The organism is Megasphaera geminata F0357, from assembly GCF_000239275.1.
In the GTDB taxonomy this organism is placed as follows: domain Bacteria; phylum Bacillota; class Negativicutes; order Veillonellales; family Megasphaeraceae; genus Megasphaera; species Megasphaera geminata.
Genome location: NZ_JH417607.1, coordinates 1 through 24,119, shown reverse-complemented (window position 1 = coordinate 24,119; position 24,119 = coordinate 1). Strand labels below are relative to the sequence as shown.

Sequence of the window (24,119 nt, the reverse complement as noted above, 5' to 3'; positions counted from 1 at the left end):
CGTTTATCTTACCAAAGCCCTTTTGCTTTGTCAACTCTTTTTTCCTGAGCCCGTAACAGTATGTATCGTGCAGAGCGCACTAAATAAAGGTTCGTATCACGTCGTCCCAATCGGTCTTTAAATCATAGCATGCATTTCTTCTTCTGTCAACGCTTCTCCTTATACATCAAGGTAATTCTTATCGCGTAATCAGACATATGTAACAATCACTCATGACCGTACAGTACCCGGCAGTTATTCTGATTTCCATGTATATTGTATAGTATAGTATGAGCAACATATATATCATCAAACAGACGCAAAAAGAGACTCCGCAATGAGGTGCCTCCAAAGTCAAACCAAAGATCAACTTTTGGAAGGCAGTACATAAAGAGTCCCTTTTTGCGTTTTTCCTACGGACCCGATCCGCGCCGCAAGCTGCGACAAGCAGCTTATTTACCGAAGTAACGAGCAAGCAGCCCGTCAAAAGCGCGGCCGTGACGAGCTTCGTCCTTCGCCATTTCGTGAACCGTGTCGTGGACGGCGTCGAGGTTTAACTGCTTTGCCAAGGCCGCCAATTCTTTTTTGCCTGCACAGGCGCCCTGTTCGGCAGCCGCACGCATTTCAAGGTTCTTCTCAGTATCATCCGTCAAAACTTCACCGAGAAGTTCCGCAAATTTTGCAGCGTGTTCAGCTTCTTCAAAGGCATAGCGTTTGTACGCTTCAGCAATTTCGGGATACCCCTGGCGATCGGCTACACGGCTCATGGCAAGGTACATGCCCACTTCGGAACATTCACCGTTGAAGTTCATATACGAAGTCCTTCAACAATTCTTTCATCGGCGCCTTTAGCGATGCCTACACGATGTTCGTCGGCATACTCTTTAACGCCTTCCGTCATTTCAGAGAACTTGGAAGCGGGAGCGCCGCACTGAGGACACTTTTCCGGTGCCGCTTCGCCTTCAAATACATAACCGCAAATTCCGCAAACAAACCTTTTCATATTTCATTCCTCCGTTATAAGATAATTGTTTTGAAAATAGTTATTAGTTATAATTAACAAATAACTATTACTTGTTATGAAGTATAACAGGTCCTAAATGAGAATGCAAGAGGTGCGAATAAAAAATAATATTACAGTCCCAACAAAGCAAAAAAAAAGAGCCGTTGCCTCAAAAGGCAACGGCCGGGCCCGTTTATTTTACAATTGTCTTAGCAATAATTTCCGCAAATTCCGCCGCCTTTAAGCTGGCGCCGCCGACAAGACCGCCGTCAATATCACGCGCCGCCGTCAAATCGGCAACATTATGAGCGTTCATACTGCCGCCGTAAAGAACGGGCACTGCTTCTGCAACTGCCGCGCCGTACAGAAAAGCAAGAGTATTCCGGATGATAAGGCAAACCTTCTGTGCCTGTTCCGCACTCGCCGTTCTGCCCGTACCGATGGCCCAGATCGGTTCATAGGCAATGACGACTTTTTTAATGTCGGCGGCACTGATTCCTGCAAGGCCCGCTTTGATCTGTCCTTCAATCCATACCTTCATTTTCCCGTTTTCGCGCTGTTCCAACGTTTCACCGCAACACATAAGCGGCGTCAGATCATGAGCAACGGCCGCTTTAACCTTCAAATTGACCGTTTCATCGGTTTCATTGAAATACCGCCGCCGTTCCGAATGCCCGAGAATGACATGGGATACGCCTACATCGACGAGCATAGCCGGAGAAACCTCGCCCGTATAGGCGCCGTTTTCTTCAAAATGCATATTCTGTGCCGCAATATGCACATTCGTTCCTTTTGCCAAAGAAACGGCTTCAGCAAGATAGGCAAAGGCAGGAGCCACTATGACTTCGGGTTTCACGCCGCCCTTGATCTGTTCCGTAAGGGCCGTTAATGTGTCACGGACAGCCGCTCTCTGATGATTCATTTTCCAGTTGCCCGCAATAATCGTTTTTCGCATTATCTACTCCTGTCGCCTATTATTTATCGCTTAACGCATCAATGCCGGGCAGGACTTTACCTTCCAGATATTCGAGAGACGCGCCGCCGCCGGTCGAAATATGGGTGATCTTACCGGCAAGACCTGTTTTATTGACAGCCGCGACGGAATCGCCGCCGCCGACGACGGATACGGCGGCGGAATCGGCAACGGCCCGGGCGACCGCTTCCGTCCCTTTAGCGAAATGATCCATTTCAAAGACTCCCATCGGCCCGTTCCAGACGATGAGTTTCATAGGTTTCAATTTGGACGCGAAGAGTTCGCGGCTCTTCGTCCCGATATCGAGAATCATCCAATCTGCAGGAACCGCGTCGACATCAACTTCTTTATAGTCCGCAGCGGCAGAAAATTCGGCCGCTACAACTGCATCCACCGGCAAAAGAAGTTCCGTATGTTCCTTCTCTGCCGCTTTGATCAATGACCGGGCCAACTCGATTTTATCCGCTTCAACGAGGGATTTACCGATACCGTAACCTTGCGCGGCCAGGAATGTGTTGGCCATACCGCCGCCGATGATCATAACGTCGACTTTAGGCAGAAGGCGGGAGATAACTTCGATTTTATCAGATACCTTCGCGCCGCCGATAACCGCCGCAAAAGGATGTTCCGGATTCTCTACGGCGCCGCCGATAAAACGGATTTCTTTTTCCATGAGGAGCCCTGCCGCCATCGGCAGGAATGCCGTAATGCCCGCAACGGAAGCATGTGCCCGATGAGAACAGCCGAAAGCGTCGTTGATGCCGATATCTGCGAGAGACGCTAATTTTTCTGAAAATTCTCTGTCGTTCTTTTCTTCTTCCCCGTGATAACGGAGGTTCTCCAAGAGCAATATTTCGCCCGGTTTCAAGCGGGCGGCCATTTTCTGCACATCCGCGCCTACGCAGTCGGGAGCCATTTTTACAGGTACACCTAACAACTCGGATAAGCGGGCCGCAACGGGCCTTAAAGAAAATTCCGGTTTGGCCTCGCCTTTGGGGCGGCCCAAATGGCTTGCCAGGATAACCGCCGCATGTCGCTCCAAGAGATACGCAATCGTCGGCAAGGTCTTTTTGATGCGCGTATCGTCAGTAATCCGCCCCTCGCTATCAAGGGGCACGTTAAAATCGGCGCGCACAAAAACTTTCTTATTATCCGGAGCTATATCGTGTATTGTTTTTTTCATAAAACGTATTCCTCCTGTAGTACAAGGTGATTACGATATACTTATAATCCTTTCTCCGCAAGGAACCGGATCATATCGACGATGCGGCGGGAATACCCCCATTCATTATCATACCAGGCAATGATTTTGACCATACCGCCCGCCATCGTCAAAGTCAACGGCGTATCGATAACCGCCGTATGTTCGTTGCCCCTGTAGTCGACGGAAACGAGTTCGTCATCGTTCGTCGCGATAATGCCTTTATATTCGCCGGCCGCGGCTTCTTCAAAGGCTTTATTCACTTCGTCCGCCGTAATGTCTTTTTTCTTTAATTCCAGGACGATATCGATGATCGATACATCCGGAGTCGGCACGCGGACTGCATGACAGCTGAGTTTACCTGCTACCCGGGGCAGCACCTTGCCGATCGCTTCGGCCGCGCCGGTCGTCGTCGGGATGATGGACATGCCTGCGGCACGGGCCCGGCGCAGGTCGCGATGAGACACGTCAAGGATTTTCTGATCAACCGTATACGAGTGGACGGACGTTGTCATACCGCGTTCAACGCCGTATTTCTCATCCATGAATTTGAAAATGGCCGCCAGGCATCCTGTCGTGCACGACGCACCGGAAATAACATGATCCGTTGCCGGATCGTACGCTTCTTCATTGACGCCCATAACGAGAGTTATGTCATCAATAGTGGAGGGCGCCGTAATAATAACTTTCTTCACAGATCCGCCTAAAGGCAGTCTATCCTGCGACGAAGCGCTGACACGGCCGGCATATTTTCCGGACGCTTCGACAACAATCTGCGCGCCCAGCCCGTCCCAATCAACACGTTTAATATCCTTTTCCTGAAAGAGGGGATACCTTACGCCGTTCACACTGATATGACTGTCGTCATAAGCAATATCATCGGGCATCGTGCCGAAAATACTGTCATATTTCAAAAGATGCGCCATCTGTTTCGGCGTGCCGATGTCATTGACAGCCACAATTTCCATATCGTCTTTATAACGCTGCGCAATTTTAAATACCTGTCTGCCGATTCGGCCGAATCCGTTAATACCGATTTTTACCATTTCATACACCCTTTCCGTCTGTCAAACGGCCGTTAAATGAAAGCCTTGCATTTTCAGCCGCTCCTTCGCCCGTAACGGGACCGCTCCCGCCGCAGGCACACATAGCGGAGATAACAGACTTCATTTTATAAGCCCCTGGCCCCGATATACGCCGCCAAATCGTTTACCCGCAGAGAATAGCCCCATTCATTGTCGTACCAGGCGACAACTTTTATCATATTTCCCCCGATAACCTGTGTATCCAAGGCATCGACAATGGAACTGTGCGTATCGCTGATATAATCGGAGGATACGGTTGCATCTTCGAGAATCGGCAGGATCCCCTTCAAAGGCCCTTCAGCCCATTTTTTCAACGCGCCGTTCACCTCTTCTTTGGTTACGCTCTTTTCCAGAACGGCCACGAGATCCGTCATGGAAACGTTCGGCGTAGGCACGCGCAAAGCCATGCCCGTAAACTTTCCCTTTAGTTCCGGCAAGACCAGGGCAACGGCCTGAGCGGCGCCCGTAGACGTCGGGATAATGGACTGTGTCGCACAGCGGGCGCGGCGCAGATCCTTATGCACCGAATCGACGAGGTGCTGATCGTTCGTATAGGAATGGATCGTCGTCATCATACCGCGGACAATGCCGAATTCGCGGGACAACACCTTGGCAACGGGCGCCAGGCAGTTTGTCGTACATGAACCGTTGGAAATAATATAGTGCTTTGCGGGATCATACGTTTCTTCATTGACGCCCATGACAATCGTCGTATCCACATTCTTGCCGGGCGCCGTAATGATGACTTTCCCGGCGCCGCCGGCCAAATGCTTGGAGGCCGACTCGTGATCCTTGAACTTTCCCGTCGACTCGACAACAATATCGACACCCAGATCTTTCCAGGGAATGTCGGCCGGATCCGTTTCATTCGTCACGGGGATAGCCTTGCCGTCAACTACGAGCATACTCTTTTCCGTATCGTAAGACACATCATGCCGCCACGTGCCGTGAACCGTATCGAATTTCAATAAATCCGCCATAATCGGGCCGACAGAACGGTTATTAATAGCCGCAATCTCCACGTCCGGCTGTGAAAGGGCCGTTCTGAAGGTGCACCTGCCGATTCTGCCGAAGCCGCTGATCCCTATTTTTACTGTCATTACGTTTCCTCCTTACCGATATGGCAATGTGCCGCACGGATATACTGCGAAAATACATTGTCTGATTAGTTTCCCTACATAAATATATACTAGTTTCCCACTATTGTAAACTATATATGTCGATTCTTTCGGGAAGGAACTTATATAAACAGTATGTTATTTTTATATTAGCATACTTCTATTTAATCGTCCACTAAGTTATGCCCCGTCATTTCGGCAGGCTGTTTCATATGTGCCAGATAAAGAAGCGTCGGCGCTATATCGGCCAAAATGCCGTCATGAAGATGAGCGTGCCTGCGGGCATCGCTGACGAGAATGCACGGCACATGATTTGTCGTATGCGCCGTATACGGCGAACCGGAAACGGCATCGGCCATTTTTTCGGCATTGCCGTGATCGGCGATGATCAGGGCCTGTCCCCCGTTCCTGCGCAACACTTCGACAATGCGGCCGATACTCGCATCTACCGCCTCCACCGCTTTTTTAGCCGCTTCCAGATCGCCTGTATGTCCGACCATATCGGCATTGGCAAAATTCAAGATGATCATGTCGTACGAATCGCCGTTCAAAGCCTTAATGACACGGTCCGTTACTTCAGGAGCGCTCATTTCAGGCTGCAAGTCATAAGTGGCCACTTTAGGCGAGGCAACGAGGATACGGTCTTCGCCGGCATTAGTTTTTTCTTCGCCGCCGTTAAAGAAATACGTGACATGGGCATACTTCTCCGTTTCAGCTATACGGAGCTGTTTCTTTCCCGCCTTGGCAAGAACCTCGCCGAGCGTGTTTTCAATACGCTCCTTGCCGTAAACGACATGTACAGGCAGAGCCTCTTCGTAAACGGTCATGGTCACAAAAAAAAGAGCATGCGGACGCTTTCTTGTAAACCCGTCAAAATCGGGATTGACAAACGCTTCCGTCAGTTGCCGGGCCCTATCCGGCCGGAAGTTGAAAAACACGAGGCTGTCGCCGTCGTTAACAGGCCGTTTCACTATGACCGTCGGCACGACAAACTCATCGGATATACCCGCGCGATAGGAGCGTTCCAGGCACGCCTGTGCGGAAGGGGCCGTTTCACCCTCACCGAGGGCGACGGCTCTATACGCCGCTTCTACACGTTCCCATCGCTTATCGCGATCCATGGCATAATATCTGCCGCTGATCGTGGCAATTTCACCGACACCGATGTGTCCGCATACTTCCTCCAACTCCTGCAGATAGGCGCCGGCACTGCGCGGCAGCACATCACGGCCGTCGAGAAAGGCATGGATATACACATGTTCGACACCGTTCCGCTTCGCCATTTCCAAAAGGCCGTAGAGATGCTTTTCACTGCTGTGTACCCCGCCGGGGGAAACAAGCCCCATAATATGCAAAGCTCTGCCGGGTTTGCAGGCGTTATGCATAGCGTCTTTAAGAACGGGTTTAGCAAAAAATTCCCCCGCTTCAATATCCTTCGTGATTCTTGTAAGTGACTGATATACGATCCGTCCGGCACCGATATTTAAATGACCTACTTCGGAATTGCCGATCTGACCGTGCGGCAACCCGACCGCTTCGGCCGACGCTTCCAAATATGAATGAGGATATGTGCGCCAAAGTTCGGGCAAAACTTTCAGATCCGCCTGCGCGACCGCGTTATATTCCTTTATATCACTGCAACCGAAGCCGTCCATAATAATCAACATTACCGTTTCTTTTTCCGCCATTAACTTTCTCCCTTTCCGCTTCCTGCGAAACTCGTAAAGATGCCGAAACAACGAGAGGCAGGAAACTCCGTCCCCACAGGTCCCGGCCGTCCGTGCAGGCGAATTATGTTTTGCTGTTATATTCGTTCATCCCGGCAAGCAAATTAAGAAGGTTCTCGGAATAGCCGATTTCATTGTCGTACCAAGCAACCACTTTTACAAATGTATCTGTCAGAGCGATCCCCGCCCGTGCATCGAATACGGCCGACAAGGTGCAGCCGATAAAGTCGGAGGATACGACCGCCTCGTCCGTGTATCCGAGGATCCCTTTCAATTCACCTTCGCTGGCGTTCTTCATAGCCGCACAAATTTCTTCATACGCGGCCGGCCTCATCAGGTTAACCGTAAGGTCGATAACCGACACGTCCAGCGTAGGCACGCGCATCGCCATGCCGGTGAGCTTGCCGTCAAGATCGGGAATTACTTTGCCTACGGCTTTCGCCGCTCCCGTGGAGGAAGGAATGATATTCCCCGAAGCGGCACGGCCGCCGCGCCAGTCTTTTGCAGACGGGCCGTCAACCGTCCTCTGTGTCGCCGTAGTTGAATGTACCGTCGTCATCAGCCCGTTTTTAACGCCGAAAGCGTCATGCAGGACTTTCACAACGGGAGCGAGGCAGTTCGTCGTACAGGAAGCGTTGGATACAATCTGCTGACCCTTATACGCGGCCATATTTACACCGCAAACGAACATGTCTGCCTGCCGGCCGTCTTTGCCTTTCTTGGACGGCGCGGAAAGAACGACATAGCGAGCGCCTGCGGCAAGGTGTTTTTCAGCATCTTCCGTAGTGAGAAACCGGCCTGTAGACTCGACGATATAGTCTGCACCGACTTCATCCCATCTGAGATGAACCGGATCCGTTTCGGCGGTCGCGCGGATTTCCTTACCGTTGACGACAAGGACGCCGCGTTCAACGTCAGCGTCCACAGTTCCCCCGAAACGGCCATGTACCGTGTCATATTTCAGCATGTATGCCATATAATCAACAGGCAGCACATCATTTATACCGACGATTTCAACATCGTCACGCATTTGAGCGGCACGAAAAACAAAGCGACCGACACGTCCGAACCCGTTAATACCAAGTTTAATCATAAGTAGAACCACTCCTTACTGAATACAACCATACCTTCAGTCCGGTTTGCCGCATCGTGCGGCAAACCGGAGCCTGATTTAAATGTCAAAGCAAACAATCCCGCCCTTGCGGGAAAATCCCGTATCCCACAATTCATAAAGGGACAGCCATCGGTAGGAGCCGTATGACACGGCCTTGACCATAATCGTGCCGGCAACGCGTTCATACCCTGCCAGCCAGAACCAGTGCCACACGTAATCGGCCAAATTTTTACTGCGATGACGCAGATTTAAATAAGGCACCGGCATGGCTTTATCAATTTGCGCTGTAACAGCAGCCGCAAACTCGACAAAAGGCGTATCCCCCTGCACTCCTGCAAGACGGAGCGACGTCACACTGCAAGCGGCAAGATACTGACGGTAGCCGTCAATCCAGATCTGCGTCGTATCGATGCCGGTCATGCGCGGGTGCAAATAAGGTTTCATGATCTGGGAAAAACGGACATATTCAGCTTCGCCGATAGTGTCGGCCGCAAAGGGATACAACCCGGTAAGATCAAAGCAGCGGGCAAGATAGATGCTTACATCACAAGCGACCACGGCACCGCAGCCGCCGCGATTCATCCAGCAATCCGTAAAAAGTTCCTGGTTATACCCATAGCCGCCGTTTACGGTAAAAAGAGGCAGTTCTTTCATCAGTGTTCTCCCCCCGTACATATACAGAACGAAACGGTTCATAAAATGCCGGCTGTCCTGCACAGCCGGCATTTATGATTCATATATACACGGTATCAGAAAGTACGGCCTGCTTCCGTCTGTGCTACTAACGGAACGAGAATTTCCATGAAGGCCGGTGCCGTCGTTTCAGTCATGCTTACGGAATACGAATATATGCCGTTACGCCAATACGCCGCATAATTGATACCGTTACCGGTAGTTACGGAAACAGCCGTACGGCTTACAACGACAGGCATCCAATCCGCATAGTAACCGGAAAGCGAACGGGCATCCGTTTCGCGGCGAAGAGCCGTACGAATCATGAGCCGATTATTATTTTTAACATCACTCTCCCGATACACGAGCTGCGCCGTTTTTTCGATCGTCTCGCAGGCGGTAAGCGTATAGTGCCCGTTATGCCGCAACGCAAGCGGCATGAAGCCGACCGCTTTTTCTACAGCGGCAATACTCGTATGCTCCTTTATAGGGTTGGGAAGCTGCAGAGGCCGGTCGACAACGTTTTGTTCCGGCGCGGCGTGAAACATTTCCGCATTTTCCATAACCGGCGTCCGAGCCGCCGCGGCGGATGCCGACAGCATAACGGCCACGGCCGCACAAATACATTTTTTATTCATCTATTGCCCTTCTTTCAATATAGTATCAAATACCTTTTTAATGTAAAATTTCGTTTCCCCGTACGATTCGCCGGGCCGTGCTTCATAGACTTTCTCATTCCTCACAAAAAAGTTCGGCACATATTCATAACTGTATCCGGACGCGACGTCGGGACGTTCCGTCTCTTCATACCATTCCAAAGGAATTTCCCCGTATGCCGGATCGGCCTCGATCAGTTCTGCAACCGCTCTCCTGGCGTTGGCGCAATACGGACACTCATGTAAATAAAAGGCCGTGATCTTTTCCATCATCAATTCACTCCCGTACGGATAAATTTTAGTATTCTTTCCTCTTAAAAGTAGGATGAAACCAGTTGTATTATACCATACCTTCGGGGTATATTAAAAATCATATCTTTCAAAACGTCGTTATAACGCCGTTTGCCTCACTTAAAATATTCTTGCAAAGTTAAGCGAATTTAAAGGACGGGGACATCATTTTTACTGGTATTATAAAACGAAAAATGCTAAAATAAATTGATTTTTTTATGAAACGGTTTATACCGAATTTACTGATGAAAGAAGGACTGATAATGAAAACCAACCGTCGTAAAATGTCCTGGGTGCAACTTACCTTTATCACTGCAGCCAACATGCTGGGTGCCGGCATCATCATGCTTCCCGCTCAGCTCGCGGAGGTCGGAACGATCTCGATTTTTTCCTGGATTATAACGTCTCTCGGCTCCCTGACCCTGGCCATGGTCTTTGCCCGCTGCGGTATGTTTACGACAAAACCGGGCGGTATGGGCGGTTATGCCGAGTACGGCTACGGGCGAATAGGACATTTTATGGCGAATTACGCCTACTCCGTATCCATTGTTATTGCCAACGTCGCCATTGCCATTTCCGCCGTCGGTTACGGCGCCGGATTCCTGGGCTCGGAATTCTCTCCGGTGCAGACGTGTATATATACTGTTGCTTTATTATGGCTTGCCGCATCCCTTAATCTCCGCGGCACCCGTTACTCCGGTAAATTGACGACCGTCACCATCTGGGGTTCCATCTTACCGATTCTGGTCATGTCCACACTCGGTTGGTACTGGTTCGATCCCTCTACATGGATAGCCGCGTGGTGTCCCAATCCTCTCGGCTGGAGCGATGCGGCCGGGCAGCTCCATCTCCCTGACCTTATGTCTGTTTCTCGGCCTGGAATCGGCATCCGTCAATATGGATGCCGTCGAAGACCCGCAGACTTCCGTGCCGAAAGCGACCTTTTTCAGCACAGCCGGAGTGGCTGTCATTTACATTGTATCGACAAACGTCATTGCCGGCATTGTCCCGAATGCGGATCTCCTGAACTCGAGCGCTCCCTTCGGCATGGCTTTCGCCGCCATGTTCGGTTCCACAATCGGCGCCGCAGTCATGGGTCTCATGGCGCTTGCCTGCGCAGGTTCACTCCTTTCATGGCAGTTCACCCTGGCCCGTGTCTTCAAGACAAGTGCCGAACGGGGACTCTTTCCGAAGGTCTTCGCTAAAGTGACGCAGGCGGACGTGCCCTTACGCGGTATGTTCCTCATTCTGCTGATGCAGAGCGCGCTGGCTCTTATGACTGTCAGCCCGTCTTTATCGGAACAGTTCGAACGGCTTGCCAACCTGGCGGTCGTGACAAACGTCATCCCTTATATCTTATGCGCTTCCTCGTTAAAAGCGATGTTGGATCAGGAAGGGATTTCCAACGAACGATGCAACCGGAACGCGTCCTACTTCCTGTCGGGCATTTCCGTTCTCTATGTGCTTTATGCGCTGACCACGCTCAGTCTGGCCAACTTCGCCGGTGGCTGCCTGGCAGCCGGTATCGGTTGGATCGCGTACCTGGTTCGGTTCAACCTCTTAAAAACAAATTTTATCGTTGAACAGGAAATAAAGTGAATATAAAAAACGTTGCCTTAAGGCAACGTTTTTTATATTACGGCTATTTTTTTGCCAGCTTGTCTTTAATCAGCCCGATACCGTTCACCATGCCGACGGACACGCACATGAAGAGCGCATACGTAATAAACGGCAGCACAAAGGATAAGGGGTTATTACGAGCTGTCAGATATTGCAGTTCATAGGCATACAGTCCCGTGACACTGTTAAAAGCGGCCTGCACATAAAAGAAAACGCAGACGAGGAGAATAACGCGAAAGAGTCCCCAAATCCGTTCACCCGCACCGGAGCGGCCCTCCGTCCGCGGATAAAAATAAAAAGCAAACGTGCCGATGATAAAGTAAAATACAGGCCCGTATTGACAAAGAAAAACAGACCGATAAGACCGGTAATAAACTGCTCCTGCCCGGCCGCATCGATGCGCACGGCCGGAAAGAAGAACAGCGCCATGAAAGCGGTCGGCAAAGGCAACGCATAAAGCACGGGGTCAATAAAATCGGACAAAGCGCGCTCACGGACACGCATATGCCAACGGGCAAAGAAAAGAGACAGGCCGTACTGTAAAGCAATCGTCCCGAAAAGCCAGGCCGCGTATGCGCCGGTTCTGGCCGGATAGGATTGCCAGAAAGCGAAAGCCCTCATACCGCCCAAGGCGGCCGTTGCCGATACAGCACCTGTTATACCGCCGTAGAGAAGATACGGCACGGCCGGAAAAACGCTTTCCCCGCGCAGGCGCAGGTCACGCCGACGCAGCAGCGGCGGCATGAGAACCGAAGCGGCAAGAAAAATAACGGTCGATACACTGACAAAGAAGATCCGGTCCGACGTGAAAGCCCCGAAGGGAATCGGCACAATCCACAGGGCAAGCCAAACGACGGCGCGCAATGTATTCAGTATGGATCTGTTCATACGTATCACCGACCTTGACGACGGCCGAACAGGCGGCTAAATAAATACGCCAAAGAAAGGTTGACGCAAAGATTGATATACATAAGGGCCATGAAAACGAGATCGCGGCCGACTGTCGGCCAATTCCAGAAGCCGTAGCCCTGCCAGAACAGGCTCCCGTATTTGATCAGACCTGCAAGAACCGCCATCGCAACGAGCCAGGCGACACTGTAGGCGGTACGGGAAATACGTTGATCGGAAGTGCCGAAGGCCGCGCCTTCCATGCCTACATAAGCGCAGGGAACCCAAAAGGATAAAAAAATATAACTGACCAGCGCCACAACGGCACTGGAACCGCTGTGTATAGTATAAGCGCCGATAGGAATAAGCACCGTAAAAAAGCTCATATAGAGAGACTGCTTAAAAATATCCTGATAAGGTGACACAACAAAACCTCCGTTCACACCCGCCTGCACCAAGTATACCAAAAAAACACGGCCCTGAGTAGGGTTCCGCTGTATGCAAGACGCGGGAAATATACTATAATATCTCCTGTGCACAGGGAGGAAATGATGAAGCGGAAATACTTTTTCTTTGATATAGACGGTACGCTCGGCCTGAAACTGACCATGAAAATGCCTGCCGATACGAGCTATACCATAAAGCAGCTCATGCGCCGGGGCCACTTCGTCGCTATGGCGGCAGGACGCGGTCAGGCGGACGCGGCCCGTGTAGCCGAGAAATACGGCATCCCGTCCTTTGTCGCCGACGGCGGCAACAGCCTTACATGGAACGGGAAACTGCTGAAAATCAAACCGTTGCCGCTGGAGAAAAGCAAATCCGTTTTACATGCACTGGAAAACAGCGGGATTCCCTGGGTTGTCATAACGGATAACAGTATTGTCCTGCGCACGACGTACGCTTACTTCCGCAATCCCGCCTATTCGGCGTTTACGCAATATAGCGGGCAAATCAGTAAAGACGGCACCATAGACGGCATAAGGTCGGTATTTAAAATTTTCTTCACGCGCCCGCCGGAAGAAAAAATGCCGGACCTCGGCGGACTGCCCCTCATCCCTTATCTGAACGATCTCGTACTCATCGAACCGGTACATAAGGAAAAAGGCATTAAAGACCTCATGGGGATTTTAAAAGCGCCGCTCGAAGATGTCGTCGTCTTCGGCGACGGCATGAACGACATTTCCATGTTCACAGAACCCTTCTTCCGCATCGCCATGGGCAACGGCCGGGAAGAGTTGAAAAAAATTGCAGATTACGTAACGGACCGGAACGACGCGGGCGGTATTTTCCGCGCGTGCCTCAAATTCGGGTGGCTGCAGTAACGGCAACACCGGTACGGCAGGCATATATCCATGTAACTCAGGAGTTTAATCATGAAGGAAACATTTACATCGCTCGGCATTACAAAAGAACTGTCCGATGCCTTAAAAGAACAACATATCAATACGCCGACAACCGTCCAGAAACAGGCCATACCGGCGGCACTCAAAGGCCGCGACCTGCTCGTTCAGGCACAGACGGGCACAGGCAAGACACTGGCTTTCCTCTTGCCCGTGCTGCAACGGATAAAAAAGGACACGGCCGGAGAGCAGGCGCTGATCATCGCGCCGACACGCGAACTGGCCGAGCAAATCGCCGCCGTGGCGGCTTCGCTCACACCGGCGACAGGAGCGGACATACTCAGCCTCATCGGCGGTAAGACCATAGAAAACCAGCTGCAAAAGCTCCTTTGCCGGCCGCAGGTTGTCATCGGCACGCCGGGACGGCTCCTGGATCATTGCCGGCGCAATTCCCTCCGTCTCGGCGGCGCCCGTTATGTCGTAGTGGATGAAGCGGACCAGATGCTGGCGGCAGGCTTTCTGGAAGAAGTCGACGAGCTCATCGGCATGACGCCGAAAAAAAGACAGCTTCTCTTCTTTTCTGCAACGATCCCGCAAAAAGTGCGGGGCCTCGCAAAAAAACACATGGAGCAGCCGTTAAGCCTGGCTTTGGCGAAGGGAAAACGGTCACTCTCGAAAACATTGAACAGCGCATCTACATGACAAGCGAAGAGAAAAAGACGGATTGCCTCTGTACCATGCTGCAGGAACACAATCCCTACCTGGCCGTCGTTTTCTGCAATACGAAAGAACGCACGAAACGGCTGTCCGGGGAACTGATCGCCCGCGGCTTCAATGCGGCCGAACTGCAGGGAGATATGTTCCAGGGCCGACGTAATCAGGTTATCCGCGACTTCGCCAAAGCCAGGACACAAATCCTCGTCGCTTCCGATATCGCCGCCAGAGGCATTGATATTGAAGGAATTACGCATGTCTATAATTACGACGTGCCGCACGACATCGATTACTATGTACACCGTATCGGCCGCACCGGCAGGGCCGGCGCGAAGGGCCTGTCCGTCATGTTTGCCACCGCCGCCGATGAAGATCGGATCCGCCGCATCGAACACGCCATTGAAGCGACAATTATCAAATATACGGCAACCGGCGGCATAAAAGTCAGGGCCGCCGACAGGGCGCCGAAGAAAAAACGCGTCTACAGGGACAAGGCTCCGGCCAGCACCTACCGTCCGACAGGGAAAAAAGCGCATAAAACAAAACATAAAGGGGCCGATTACAGGCGGCGTAAATAAAGAGGAAGGGAGCGGCAGACGCTCCCTTCCTCTTTTATACGCCGTCATAGACAAGCTTGCCGCCGACAATCGTTTTTTTGACACGAAAATCTTCACCGTCGAGGACGACCATATCCGCCTGCTTCCCTTTTTCCAGAGAGCCCAACCGGTCGGCCATACCGAGAGCCGCGGCCGGATTGAGGCTCGCCATAGCCACGGCATCCGGCAAAGGAGCGCCCGTATTGACCAGGAAGTTTAAAACCGCAAGGTTCATGGGCACAACACTGCCGGCAAGCGTCCCGTCGGCAAGGCGGGCCTCGCCGGCATGTACAAATACCGGTTGTCCGCCCAGTTCGGACTCGCCCTCCCCGTTCAGGCAGGCACGGACAGAATCGGTAACAAGGATGATCCCGTCTCTGCCCTTTGCTTTGTAAACCAGCAGCTGTGCTGCCGGATGGACATGGATATTATCACAAATGAGTTCACATTTGGCCCGCTCGTCGGTCAGCGCCGCACCGACTATGCCCGGGTGCCTGTGATGCAAGGGCGGCATAGCGTTATAAAGGTGAGTTATGTGGTAAGACGCGACATGGGCCGTCGCCTCTTTCACCTCTTCGTACGTCGCCCTGCTGTGCCCGACAGAAACGATGATGCCCGCCTCGCGGCAAGCGGTGAAAAAAGCGGGATCGTCAATCGTTTCCGGCGCAACCGTAATAATTTTCACAACATCTTTGTACGGTCTGAGCCAGGAAAAATCGGCTTTTTCAATATCCTTCGCCGCTTGCGCGCCTTTATATTCCCTATTGATAAAAGGCCCTTCCATATGGGCGCCTAAAACCCGTGCTCCCGTCAGGGCGGCGTTTTGCGGCGCCCTGATACGGCGCAGCGCGTTTTCTATACGCACGCGCTCACAGGTCATGGTTGTCGGCAGAAAAGACGTGACACCCGTTTCCGTCAGCCTTGCGGCCATTATTTTTAACGCCTCCCCGGTTTCATCCATCGTGTCGGCCCCGCCGATACCGTGAATATGTTCATTAATGAACCCGGGCGTGACAAAACACCCTGCCGCGTCGATACGGTCCGTGCAGTCGCCGATGCGGCACAGCCTTTCCGGCAAAACATCGTAAATGCCTTCTTCATCATAAAGGACCGTATGGCCGCCGACAATCTCATGCGGCAAGACGACCATACCGTTTATAATCGCTTTCATCCGACAGCCTTCCCCCTTCAAGATATTATACGGTTATTGTACCGTTCTCCGGCCGTAATGTCCATTTTGACGTTCTTCCCGCATTCTGCTATGCTTGACCTGTACAGTACCTGACGAAAGGCGGAAAAAAGCATGACATATAATTTTGACGAGATCATAGACCGTAAAGGAACCAATGCGTTAAATACGGACGGGTTCAGGGGATATATTTTCCATGCGGGGCCGGAAAAAGAATTCCCCTTCGCCGACGACGAATTTATTCGCATGTGGGTTGCCGATATGGACTTCGCCGTAGCCCCGGAAATCAGACAGGCCGTTAAAGACCGTGTAGACAGACTCATTCTCGGTTATACGAAGCTTTTCGATTCGGCCTATTATGATGCCTTCGCCGGCTGGTGCAAGGCCATGTACGACTGGTCATTCCCGCGCGAACATCTCGCCACGGCAAGCGGCGTTGTACCGGCTGTTTACGAACTCCTGTCCATTTTGCTCAAAAACGACGAAAAATTCCTTTACCACACGCCCGCATACGGCATGTTCCGGCAGGCGGAAAAATTCACGGGCCGCAAGGCCCTGTACACGCGGCTGCAGCGGGACGGCAGCGGCAGCTTCACCGTCGACTTTGACGATTTTGCCCGAAAAGCGGCGGACCCGTCCGTAAAGCTCCTCATCTGGTGCAGCCCCCATAACCCGACGGGCCGTGTCTGGACGGCGGAAGAATTACAGAAAACGGCCGATATAATCCACCGCAACGACCTCTGGGTCATCAGCGATGAGATACACTGCGATCTCTTGCGTACGGGCGTCCGCCACCTTCCCCTGGCCAAGGTCATGGACGGCTATAAGAAGATCGTCACCTGCACGGCTGCCAGCAAAACCTTTAACATTGCCGGCCTCATGCTCTCCAATGTCCTCATTCCCGACAGAAAGCTGCATGCGGCCTTTACGGCCCGTAATATAAACGGCCTCAGCGTAAACCCTCTGTCGCTGGCCGCGGCAGAGGCGGCATACAGTCAGGGCGGCGCCTGGCTGAAAGAGCTGAGAGCATATCTGGACGGCAACTTCCGGCTGCTTGAAGAGACGCTGCACCGGGAACTGCCGAAAATTCCCTTTACGCTGCCTCAGGCCACGTACCTTGCCTGGGTCGATTTCAGCCCTTACTTAGACTGCACGGAAGACCTGCCGGATTTTTTCGCCCGCAACGCCGGCGTTCTCCTCGAAGGCGGGGACAGCCTCTTTGTCGACAATGCCGCAGGCTTTGCACGTCTTAACCTGGCCATGCCCCGTTCACTTCTGGCAGAAGGGCTGAAACGCATCACAGAAGCGGTAAAAGCCTATAAACCGAAAAAATAACCGTCTGCCGGCGTCCGCACAACATACGTATCAAAATACGGTGCTGCGGCGGAAATCCGTATCCGCCCGGATGGGGGAAAGCAAAGAATATGTCCCGGCTCCCCGAAGTCTCCTTTCTGAAAGTATTTGTCATTTAACGGGCAGTATGCTATCCTTGATACACCGAAAAACAGGAACCCCGTCAGGAGGGATACCATAATGAAAGTAACCTTACAGGGAGTAAAAGAAACTGCTTTGATTCCGCTTTGGGCACGCGCCTGCGAAACGGAAAAAGGCGCTTCCCGGCTGTTTGATGATCCCGTATCCGTTGAGATGATGGCTAAGCTCGACTACGATTTCGGCAAATTCGCAAAAGCAAAATGGTCTCAAATAGGGACCGCCGTCCGCACACATATACTCGACAAAGACGTACAGGAATTTTTGCGGCGCCATCCCGACCCGGTGTGCATCAATTTGGCCGGCGGGCTGGACACGCGCTATTACCGGTTGGATACTGGCCGGTCGGACTGGTATAATCTCGACCTGCCCGACGTGACGGCACTGCGCCGGGCGCTCCTGCCGGAAGAGCCGGAAAGAGTACATAATATAAGCCGGTCCATCCTTGACCCGTCTTGGGTATCTCTGATCGAAGCGGCGGGCCGGCCCGTGCTGCTTATTATGGAAGGGGCCGCCATGTACTTTTCGGCGGACGAAATGAAAACACTATTTGCCATACTGGCGGAGGGATTTCCCGGCGCTTCCATGCTGATAGAGGTCATGCCGCCGTTTATCGTCAGCCAGCAGAAGCATCATGATTCCGTATCGGAAGAAACGGCCCCCTTCAAATGGGGTGTCAAAGACGGCAGCGAGCTGGAAGCAATGAATCCCGCCATACTTTATAAAGAACAGCGGACCCTCTATGAAGGATACCGGAAATACTGGGGCATCATGGGTATTTTATCGCATATTCCCTGGTGGAATCGGAACTGTAACGACAAAATCGTGAAGATCGCGTTTCAACAGCGCTGAATGCCCCTGATCCCGGTTTATACAAATTCACGCCCCGGCCTCTTCCCATATTCATGATATCTCTGATAAAATAGCAGTGATTCTATTTTACACAGAGGAGACCGGAGAATGAAAAAACGACATCTTATCTTTGCCTTATGGCTTGCCGTGCAGCCTCTTGCTATCGGCGCATACGGCACATATCCCGATTTTGCAGGCCGGGAAAAACCGATCATGCCGAACATGGCAACCCGTAAAGAAATGGCGGCGTATAAAAACGAGGTGGACACGTACGTGGCGGACATTGACGGGGAAATCGAAAAACTGTATGCCAAGCGGCAGCAGGCAATACGCGACTATAATCAAACGGTCCGCGAATACAACGAAGACGACTTTTTCCATACGGACCGTCTTCCCTTGTACCGGTCGGAAACATACGCCTACGACACGGCGCGGCGGCCGGCCCGCCGGGACTATACGCTTTCCCTGCTGGACAGTATCGTGGAAAACCACTATAACAGCCGCATCAAGGAAAAAGAGCTGGAGCTGGCCATAGAAAAGGAAAAGCATAAAGAAAAATCGCCTATGGACAAGTGGCTCGAAAATATGTTGAAATAAAAGATATACGGCCGTCCGAAAGCGCAATCCGTCAGGCTCCGGCCGGATACAAACAATACCTGTAAAAGGAGGTGCCGTAACGGATGAGAGAAAAGTCTCATTCCGTTACGGCACCTTTTTTCATTTTCCGGAAAACCCTCCGAACCGGCTTAGAATTTATACGTCGCCTGGAGGCGCGTGTAGTCGCCGAGCTTGAAGTTCTCCGGCCCGTAAAGGGTATCACGCTTGCCGATTCCCCTGGCCCCGAAGGTGTAGAAAGCCTCCAGGAGGAAGTCCTTCGCCGGGACGTAGCCCGCACCGACGGTGAAGCTCCTGATCCCGTCCAGGTAGCGGTCCGGCAGGCCTTCCGTGCCGTTGCCGCCGAAGAAGGAGCCGTGCTCGAACGCCTTGTAATCGATGAAGGCGTTCCACGAGTGCGGCACGTCCGTATCGCTCGTGCCGACATCAAAGCGCACGACCCAGAAGGTCGGCGTGCCGCCCCGCTCTCTGCCCCGAAGCGTGAAATCGGACGTACCCGCCGCATGTTCATAGCGCGTATGACCGTTCATATAGCGCCCGAAGTCCGTACGGTTCTGCCCGTAGTCCACGGAGAGGGACGCCCTGTTGCCGAGACGGTACCTGGCGCCGACGCCGATAACGTTGGCGAGCGTGTCGAAGGAGGCAACGTCATTTCCGCCGCCGTTAGCGGCCAAATAATCATGCCTGTCGTCGTTAATAGAGCGCAGGTACCAGGCGGCAAGGCCGAGATTCGGTGTAAGTTCGTGGCGCGCCTGCACATAGAACGCCCGCTTGACGGAGGGAATACTATCTGCCTGCAAAACGGCGCCAAGCTGCGGGAAGAGGTAGCCTGCTTCTTCCAAAAGATGCAGGGGCAGACTGCTGTTGTCCTCCGGCCGCCAATAGGAATTCGACGCTGCCAGCGCAAGAATTCTCTGAGCGATTGGTGAAAGCTTCGCCGGCCGATAGCCAAGAGCGCGCTCTCCGTTCGGTAATTTCTTATATACGCGCTGCAGAGCCGTATCCTTATTGTACAAGGAAGTGATTGCCCGCTCCTTCGCTTCTTCTTTCGTAAGGGGCTTAAAATCACCTGCCTTCAGCTTATCCAGAGGAATCCCCGCATAATCCTTTCCTTTATGACTGCTCCCCGAACCCAAAGCCTCCAGCGTCTCACCGCCGGTATAAACACCGTACCCGTAGAATTCCGAGGTAAATGTATATCTTTCATAGTCCGGAAGAGGTTTTAAGAGGCCGGAATCATTTTCAATATAGGCCTTCCAGCTTTCAGGATTTTGCCCGCTGCGTGCCATGACCGTATTCCACGAAGTCTCGCCCGCCTCCCGCAGATTATTTTTATCAAACGGATCCGTCCCCTGAGGAACAGTCATAAAAAGGTCCGTCGTCAGGAATTTCCCTTTGATATTGCCCTCCGAATCCTTTGCCGTAACAATTCTCCAGAGATGGCTATTCGTTTCATACTGAGCGGCCTTTTTAATTTTGTCATACGCCGTGGGGTCATCTTTCCCGATCACCGCAAAGTACGCATCAAGGACGCTTTTTTCTTCTTCCAAAGAGGTCGTCTTTGTCAGTTTATCATAGAGAGATTCAAAGCCGGCCGTCTCCGCATGGGGCGCGGTTTACTGGTTCGTCATTGCAGAGATCGAGGTCATAACCGAGCCACTCCTTCTTTGTCGGCGGACGCAGGAACACTTCGTTCACCGCATGGGTATAGGCGGAATCCGAGATTCCCGTACTCCTGCTGAAATTACCGAATCCTATACGGATTTGACTGCCTTTGTTCGTCCAGACGGCGCGTACGCCATCGTACTCTTTTCCGAACCAATAGCCGCTCGTTCCCATAGGTTCCGTCAGTCGGCCAAGACTGAAATCCCATGCTTTCACATGTTGTGTCAGATCAGCCTTCTCGATACGTGCCTCCTTTAAGGCCCGCGAATTGCCGATGTCCTGCGCCGTATCGACGTCCTTCGTACCGGACGCACTGCCGAGCAGTGTAAAATTCGTATACCCTCCGATGCGTATATCTGCGCCTACGCGAACTCTCTGTTCAAATCCATGATCTGCCTTTTCCAAATAATTTTTATACGCCGATCCAATACTCGACCGGGTCGTAACGCGTGCTTCTGCAGGTTTATTCTTGCCGGTAAACGAATTGTAACGTAATCTGTAATCGCCGAAAAATTCTATTCCGGGCTGTTTTTCCGTATCGAAAGGCGTCTCAATAAACCGGCTTGCCTCCAAAATCGATCCCCACCGTGACCTCTTGTCATCCGTTTCTCGGGAAGATGTTCTATGCCGCGAGGTGCCGTCAAATTTCAGATTGACGCCAAATTTATAGACGCGCTCCTGCATCGCCTGATCATCGTCCCGATGATTAAAGAGATTATCCACACCCACATAGATAACCGAATCCTTGTCAAGCTTCTTCTGAAGCAGGAAGTTCCACACGCCGAAGGTTTTACGCTGATAAGTTTGCTCTCCCCCCTTGGCAAAATTATACTGCGTGCTGCCGTCCCCGAGATCGTTATGCACGTAATTGCCGTCATTTGCGATAGTATTGCTGTCCAGCATGTGCAGGTAATAATCCCCCCACAAAGACGCGCGCCAGCCCGTGTTTTGATTCTCATAGGTCAGCCCGATATCAATCTTATGCTTCGGTTTATTGAGGAGCTGCCTCGGCATATTCGGGTCACTTTTGTTGATTGCATGCAGATAAGTATACCCCAATTTTGCCGAAAAATGTTTACCGAACTTCCGCGAGATTTCCGTTTCAAATCCCGTAATTTCAGCCCTTCCAATATTTTTAAAGCTGTAAATCATATCGGGCGGCGTGATCCATGTTTCCTTTTTCGCATCCGCCTCCGGATGGAAGTGCATAAGTTCCCCTGTAAAATAGGTGGTCATATAGTCCTTAATCCGATTGTGGAATACATTGACCCGAATCTGATTTTTTCCCTGCTCCGCTTCAAAACCCAAGTCAAAATTCAGAGATTTTTCCGGCCTCAGATTCGGATTGCCGAACCAGTAATAGCCCAGCTTACCGACACCTAAGTCATAGGGCATACCGGCGTACATTTCCCAATGATAGTAGAGCTCCCCCATCCCCGGCTCCGTATATCCCGTACCGATATTCGCCTTCAATCGCCGATTTGCATGGCCGCCGATCGAATGCGTAATCCCCATATTAAAGCTGGCATGCGAGCCGAACAGCGCACTGTGATCAAACCTTACACTCGGCATGAAAATCGTATTAGCTCCCATCTGCCAAAAATCCTGCAAAAAGAAATACTGTTTTTTGATCGCCGCCTGCCCCACTGTCTGACGATTTTTGCGCTCCTGCTCCTCTTGCTCGAATTTTTTACCGTGCCATGTAAGTGTCCGCTATAGTCACCGTAATATCTGCGCATGATCGTGTCGTCATCCAGAGGATCGCCGTCCTCATCGAAGAAAAGCTCAGCCGGATTTTCTCTGCGCAGCTCGTCTGCAAAGAGGGGAATTTTATCGTCATTGGTCCCATTCTCATAATCTTCAAAGGTGTAGGGCGGAACTTGTGTCTTTCCGCTTGCGTCTTTATAACCATAGAGTGTATATGCTTTATCATACTGCGGAATGCCGTTCTCATTTAAATACATCGGCCGATCTTTGATACTTGAACTCGGCGTGCCGTCTTCATCGCTATGAAGATTCTTATCATAGTCCCACGGGTCAATGTATCGGGTCCTTATATTTTTTGCGCTTTTTAAACGGCTGCCCTCTCCTGTTTCCTTGCTGAAGCCAAGTCCATAAGTCAGTAGGTGACGGTCGTTCATGACCGTATGCGCGCTCGTCCTGATGCTCCACTCCTTATGCAGAATATGATCTAAATAACGAAGTGTATTCTTCCCTTCGTATTTTGAAAAGGCGGCTACGGAGGACAGCGTGACATCGTCTTCTGTCATCTTTGCATAATTGAAATCGATCTTCCAATCCGTATACTTGCCAATCCCCTGATAGCTCATGCGATAGGTATCGCGATCTATATTCCGTTTGTAATGAATGACCGGATCTGGCGCATCCTCGGAATGCTTGGTAAAGCGATCCATTTCCTCATTGGCCCGATCCAACGAAAAGTCAAGCATATGCCTGTCGTCAAACGCATAGCTGCCTAAGATGCCTATATTTTTAATATCACCAAAATAGCGCAAAGAATTCCGAATCGCATCGGCAGTATTTACTCCGTGATAAAAAAGCTTTTCGCTGTAAATCGGCATGATATCGCGCTTACCACCGTAAATTGCCGCCTGAAATTTCCCGATCCTGCCGCTATCCGCGCGAAGAAAAAAATTCTTATAGGGCGGAATCGTTTTATCATCCTTTATGCGGCGGCCTTCAAAATTGAGCCGAAGAGCGGAATCGCTCGCTGCTCTTCTCGTAATAACATTGATGACGCCGCCGATGGCATCAGCACCGTACTTTGCGCTTGCCGCACCGCGGATGATCTCGATGCGCTCTATATTTTCCGTGCCGAGTCGCTGCAGCTCATCCGCCTGCCCGCTGTATTTCGCAAAATCGCCCATAACGGGCTGCCCGTCCACGAGGATCAGTGTATGCCGCGGTTCGGCACCGCGAATGGATACAGTAACCCGTCCCATGGCGTCGACGCTGCGCGCCATGCCCGTTTCACTGAAAATGATATCCTCGACGGACTTGGCCTGCTTTCTGGCAATATCCTCCTTAGTGATAACCGTAGTGCTCTGGCTTTCAGATTTAGCCGCTTCCTTGGCCGCATCGACCTTAACAACAATATCTCCCGTTTCAACCCTACTATCCCCTCCGGACGGACTTTCCGCCGCGCAAATCGGCATGCCCAGCCAAGTAACGACGGCACAGGCCAGTAACGCATGCATTCCGCCTCGATGTACATATTTTTTCATATTACCTCCCTGATAAAATATATAATATGTGTATAAAAGATATACATATTATATATTATGATTATTATTATTGATTTAAATAATA

22 protein-coding genes and 2 pseudogenes are annotated in these 24,119 nt (G+C 51.6%); 6 read left to right on the top strand and 18 right to left on the bottom strand.

Annotated features, from left to right (window positions below):
• Nucleotides 1-431: 431 nt before the first annotated feature.
• From HMPREF0080_RS07450 to HMPREF0080_RS07405, 12 genes are all read right to left on the bottom strand, one after another.
• On the bottom strand, nt 432-791 hold the full coding sequence (locus HMPREF0080_RS07450) for a ferritin-like domain-containing protein (RefSeq protein ID WP_006790804.1): 360 nt from the start codon (nt 789-791) through the stop codon (nt 432-434).
• Nucleotides 788-982 (bottom strand): rubredoxin-like domain-containing protein, encoded by a 195-nt coding sequence (locus HMPREF0080_RS11415; protein WP_006790803.1) that lies wholly within the window; start codon nt 980-982, stop codon nt 788-790. Before HMPREF0080_RS11415 ends, HMPREF0080_RS07450 begins: the two co-directional genes overlap by 4 nt.
• A 193-nt stretch (nt 983-1,175) precedes the next feature.
• Nucleotides 1,176-1,937 carry a triose-phosphate isomerase gene (tpiA, locus tag HMPREF0080_RS07445; protein WP_006790802.1) on the bottom strand — a complete coding sequence of 254 codons (762 nt, stop codon included), beginning with the start codon at nt 1,935-1,937 and terminating at the stop codon, nt 1,176-1,178.
• A 19-nt stretch (nt 1,938-1,956) separates the two neighbouring features.
• A complete protein-coding gene (locus tag HMPREF0080_RS07440; RefSeq protein ID WP_006790801.1) occupies nt 1,957-3,138 on the bottom strand; it encodes a phosphoglycerate kinase in 1,182 nt (393 codons plus the stop codon).
• A gap of 41 nt (nt 3,139-3,179) precedes the next feature.
• Nucleotides 3,180-4,202, bottom strand: a complete 1,023-nt coding sequence (gene gap, locus HMPREF0080_RS07435) for a type I glyceraldehyde-3-phosphate dehydrogenase (RefSeq protein ID WP_006790797.1) — start codon at nt 4,200-4,202, stop codon at nt 3,180-3,182.
• A gap of 1 nt (nt 4,203) precedes the next feature.
• On the bottom strand, nt 4,204-4,326 hold the full coding sequence (locus HMPREF0080_RS11410; protein WP_006790796.1) for a hypothetical protein: 123 nt from the start codon (nt 4,324-4,326) through the stop codon (nt 4,204-4,206).
• 1 nt (nt 4,327) lies between these two features.
• Nucleotides 4,328-5,341 carry a type I glyceraldehyde-3-phosphate dehydrogenase gene (gene gap, locus HMPREF0080_RS07430; protein ID WP_006790795.1) on the bottom strand — a complete coding sequence of 338 codons (1,014 nt, stop codon included), beginning with the start codon at nt 5,339-5,341 and terminating at the stop codon, nt 4,328-4,330.
• Between the two features lie 182 nt (nt 5,342-5,523).
• Nucleotides 5,524-7,047, bottom strand: a complete 1,524-nt coding sequence (gpmI, locus tag HMPREF0080_RS07425; protein WP_006790794.1) for a 2,3-bisphosphoglycerate-independent phosphoglycerate mutase — start codon at nt 7,045-7,047, stop codon at nt 5,524-5,526.
• A gap of 103 nt (nt 7,048-7,150) precedes the next feature.
• On the bottom strand, nt 7,151-8,179 hold the full coding sequence (gap, locus tag HMPREF0080_RS07420) for a type I glyceraldehyde-3-phosphate dehydrogenase (protein WP_006790793.1): 1,029 nt from the start codon (nt 8,177-8,179) through the stop codon (nt 7,151-7,153).
• 78 nt (nt 8,180-8,257) lie between these two features.
• A complete protein-coding gene (locus tag HMPREF0080_RS07415; RefSeq protein ID WP_040347506.1) occupies nt 8,258-8,854 on the bottom strand; it encodes a hypothetical protein in 597 nt (198 codons plus the stop codon).
• A gap of 95 nt (nt 8,855-8,949) precedes the next feature.
• Nucleotides 8,950-9,510: a hypothetical protein gene (locus HMPREF0080_RS07410; RefSeq protein WP_006790791.1), complete on the bottom strand. Its 561-nt coding sequence runs from the start codon at nt 9,508-9,510 to the stop codon at nt 8,950-8,952.
• Entirely contained in the window at nt 9,511-9,801 is a 291-nt protein-coding gene (locus HMPREF0080_RS07405) for a hypothetical protein (protein ID WP_006790790.1), read from the bottom strand.
• Between the two features lie 281 nt (nt 9,802-10,082).
• On the opposite strand from HMPREF0080_RS07405, the pseudogene potE reads away from it, so the two are divergent.
• Nucleotides 10,083-11,418, top strand: a pseudogene (gene potE, locus HMPREF0080_RS11755) (putrescine-ornithine antiporter).
• Nucleotides 11,419-11,583: 165 nt separating this feature from the next.
• Here potE and HMPREF0080_RS07395 read toward each other — a convergent pair.
• Together HMPREF0080_RS07395 and HMPREF0080_RS07390 are read right to left on the bottom strand one after the other, a co-directional pair.
• Nucleotides 11,584-12,327, bottom strand: a complete 744-nt coding sequence (locus HMPREF0080_RS07395) for a hypothetical protein (RefSeq protein WP_006790786.1) — start codon at nt 12,325-12,327, stop codon at nt 11,584-11,586.
• Between the two features lie 5 nt (nt 12,328-12,332).
• On the bottom strand, nt 12,333-12,752 hold the full coding sequence (locus HMPREF0080_RS07390; RefSeq protein ID WP_040347500.1) for a hypothetical protein: 420 nt from the start codon (nt 12,750-12,752) through the stop codon (nt 12,333-12,335).
• A gap of 123 nt (nt 12,753-12,875) precedes the next feature.
• Here HMPREF0080_RS07390 and HMPREF0080_RS07385 point away from each other — a divergent pair, with 123 nt between their 5' ends.
• Together HMPREF0080_RS07385 and HMPREF0080_RS07380 are read left to right on the top strand one after the other, a co-directional pair.
• Nucleotides 12,876-13,649, top strand: coding sequence for an HAD-IIB family hydrolase (locus HMPREF0080_RS07385; RefSeq protein WP_006790784.1), 774 nt, complete (start codon nt 12,876-12,878; stop codon nt 13,647-13,649).
• Between the two features lie 51 nt (nt 13,650-13,700).
• A pseudogene (locus tag HMPREF0080_RS07380) lies at nt 13,701-14,959 on the top strand (DEAD/DEAH box helicase).
• A 34-nt stretch (nt 14,960-14,993) separates the two neighbouring features.
• On the opposite strand, the gene nagA reads toward HMPREF0080_RS07380, so the two are convergent.
• Nucleotides 14,994-16,148 carry an N-acetylglucosamine-6-phosphate deacetylase gene (gene nagA, locus HMPREF0080_RS07375; protein ID WP_006790781.1) on the bottom strand — a complete coding sequence of 385 codons (1,155 nt, stop codon included), beginning with the start codon at nt 16,146-16,148 and terminating at the stop codon, nt 14,994-14,996.
• 132 nt (nt 16,149-16,280) lie between these two features.
• Between nagA and HMPREF0080_RS07370 the strand changes: the two genes are divergently transcribed.
• From HMPREF0080_RS07370 to HMPREF0080_RS07355, 3 genes are all read left to right on the top strand, one after another.
• Complete coding sequence (locus tag HMPREF0080_RS07370) at nt 16,281-17,501, top strand: MalY/PatB family protein (RefSeq protein ID WP_006790780.1); 1,221 nt, start codon at nt 16,281-16,283, stop codon at nt 17,499-17,501.
• A gap of 198 nt (nt 17,502-17,699) precedes the next feature.
• Nucleotides 17,700-18,509 carry a class I SAM-dependent methyltransferase gene (locus tag HMPREF0080_RS07360; RefSeq protein WP_006790778.1) on the top strand — a complete coding sequence of 270 codons (810 nt, stop codon included), beginning with the start codon at nt 17,700-17,702 and terminating at the stop codon, nt 18,507-18,509.
• Nucleotides 18,510-18,617: 108 nt separating this feature from the next.
• Nucleotides 18,618-19,106: a hypothetical protein gene (locus HMPREF0080_RS07355; RefSeq protein ID WP_006790777.1), complete on the top strand. Its 489-nt coding sequence runs from the start codon at nt 18,618-18,620 to the stop codon at nt 19,104-19,106.
• A 149-nt stretch (nt 19,107-19,255) separates the two neighbouring features.
• On the opposite strand, the gene HMPREF0080_RS11750 is transcribed toward HMPREF0080_RS07355, so the two are convergent.
• The 3 genes from HMPREF0080_RS11750 to HMPREF0080_RS07345 are packed head-to-tail and all read right to left on the bottom strand — an operon-like array spanning nt 19,256 to nt 24,034.
• Nucleotides 19,256-20,674, bottom strand: coding sequence for a hypothetical protein (locus HMPREF0080_RS11750; protein WP_006790776.1), 1,419 nt, complete (start codon nt 20,672-20,674; stop codon nt 19,256-19,258).
• Nucleotides 20,675-20,708: 34 nt separating this feature from the next.
• Complete coding sequence (locus HMPREF0080_RS09265; RefSeq protein WP_071777902.1) at nt 20,709-22,382, bottom strand: TonB-dependent receptor plug domain-containing protein; 1,674 nt, start codon at nt 22,380-22,382, stop codon at nt 20,709-20,711.
• Nucleotides 22,349-24,034 (bottom strand): TonB-dependent receptor plug domain-containing protein, encoded by a 1,686-nt coding sequence (locus HMPREF0080_RS07345; protein ID WP_006790774.1) that lies wholly within the window; start codon nt 24,032-24,034, stop codon nt 22,349-22,351. Before HMPREF0080_RS07345 ends, HMPREF0080_RS09265 begins: the two co-directional genes overlap by 34 nt.
• Nucleotides 24,035-24,119: the final 85 nt, after the last annotated feature.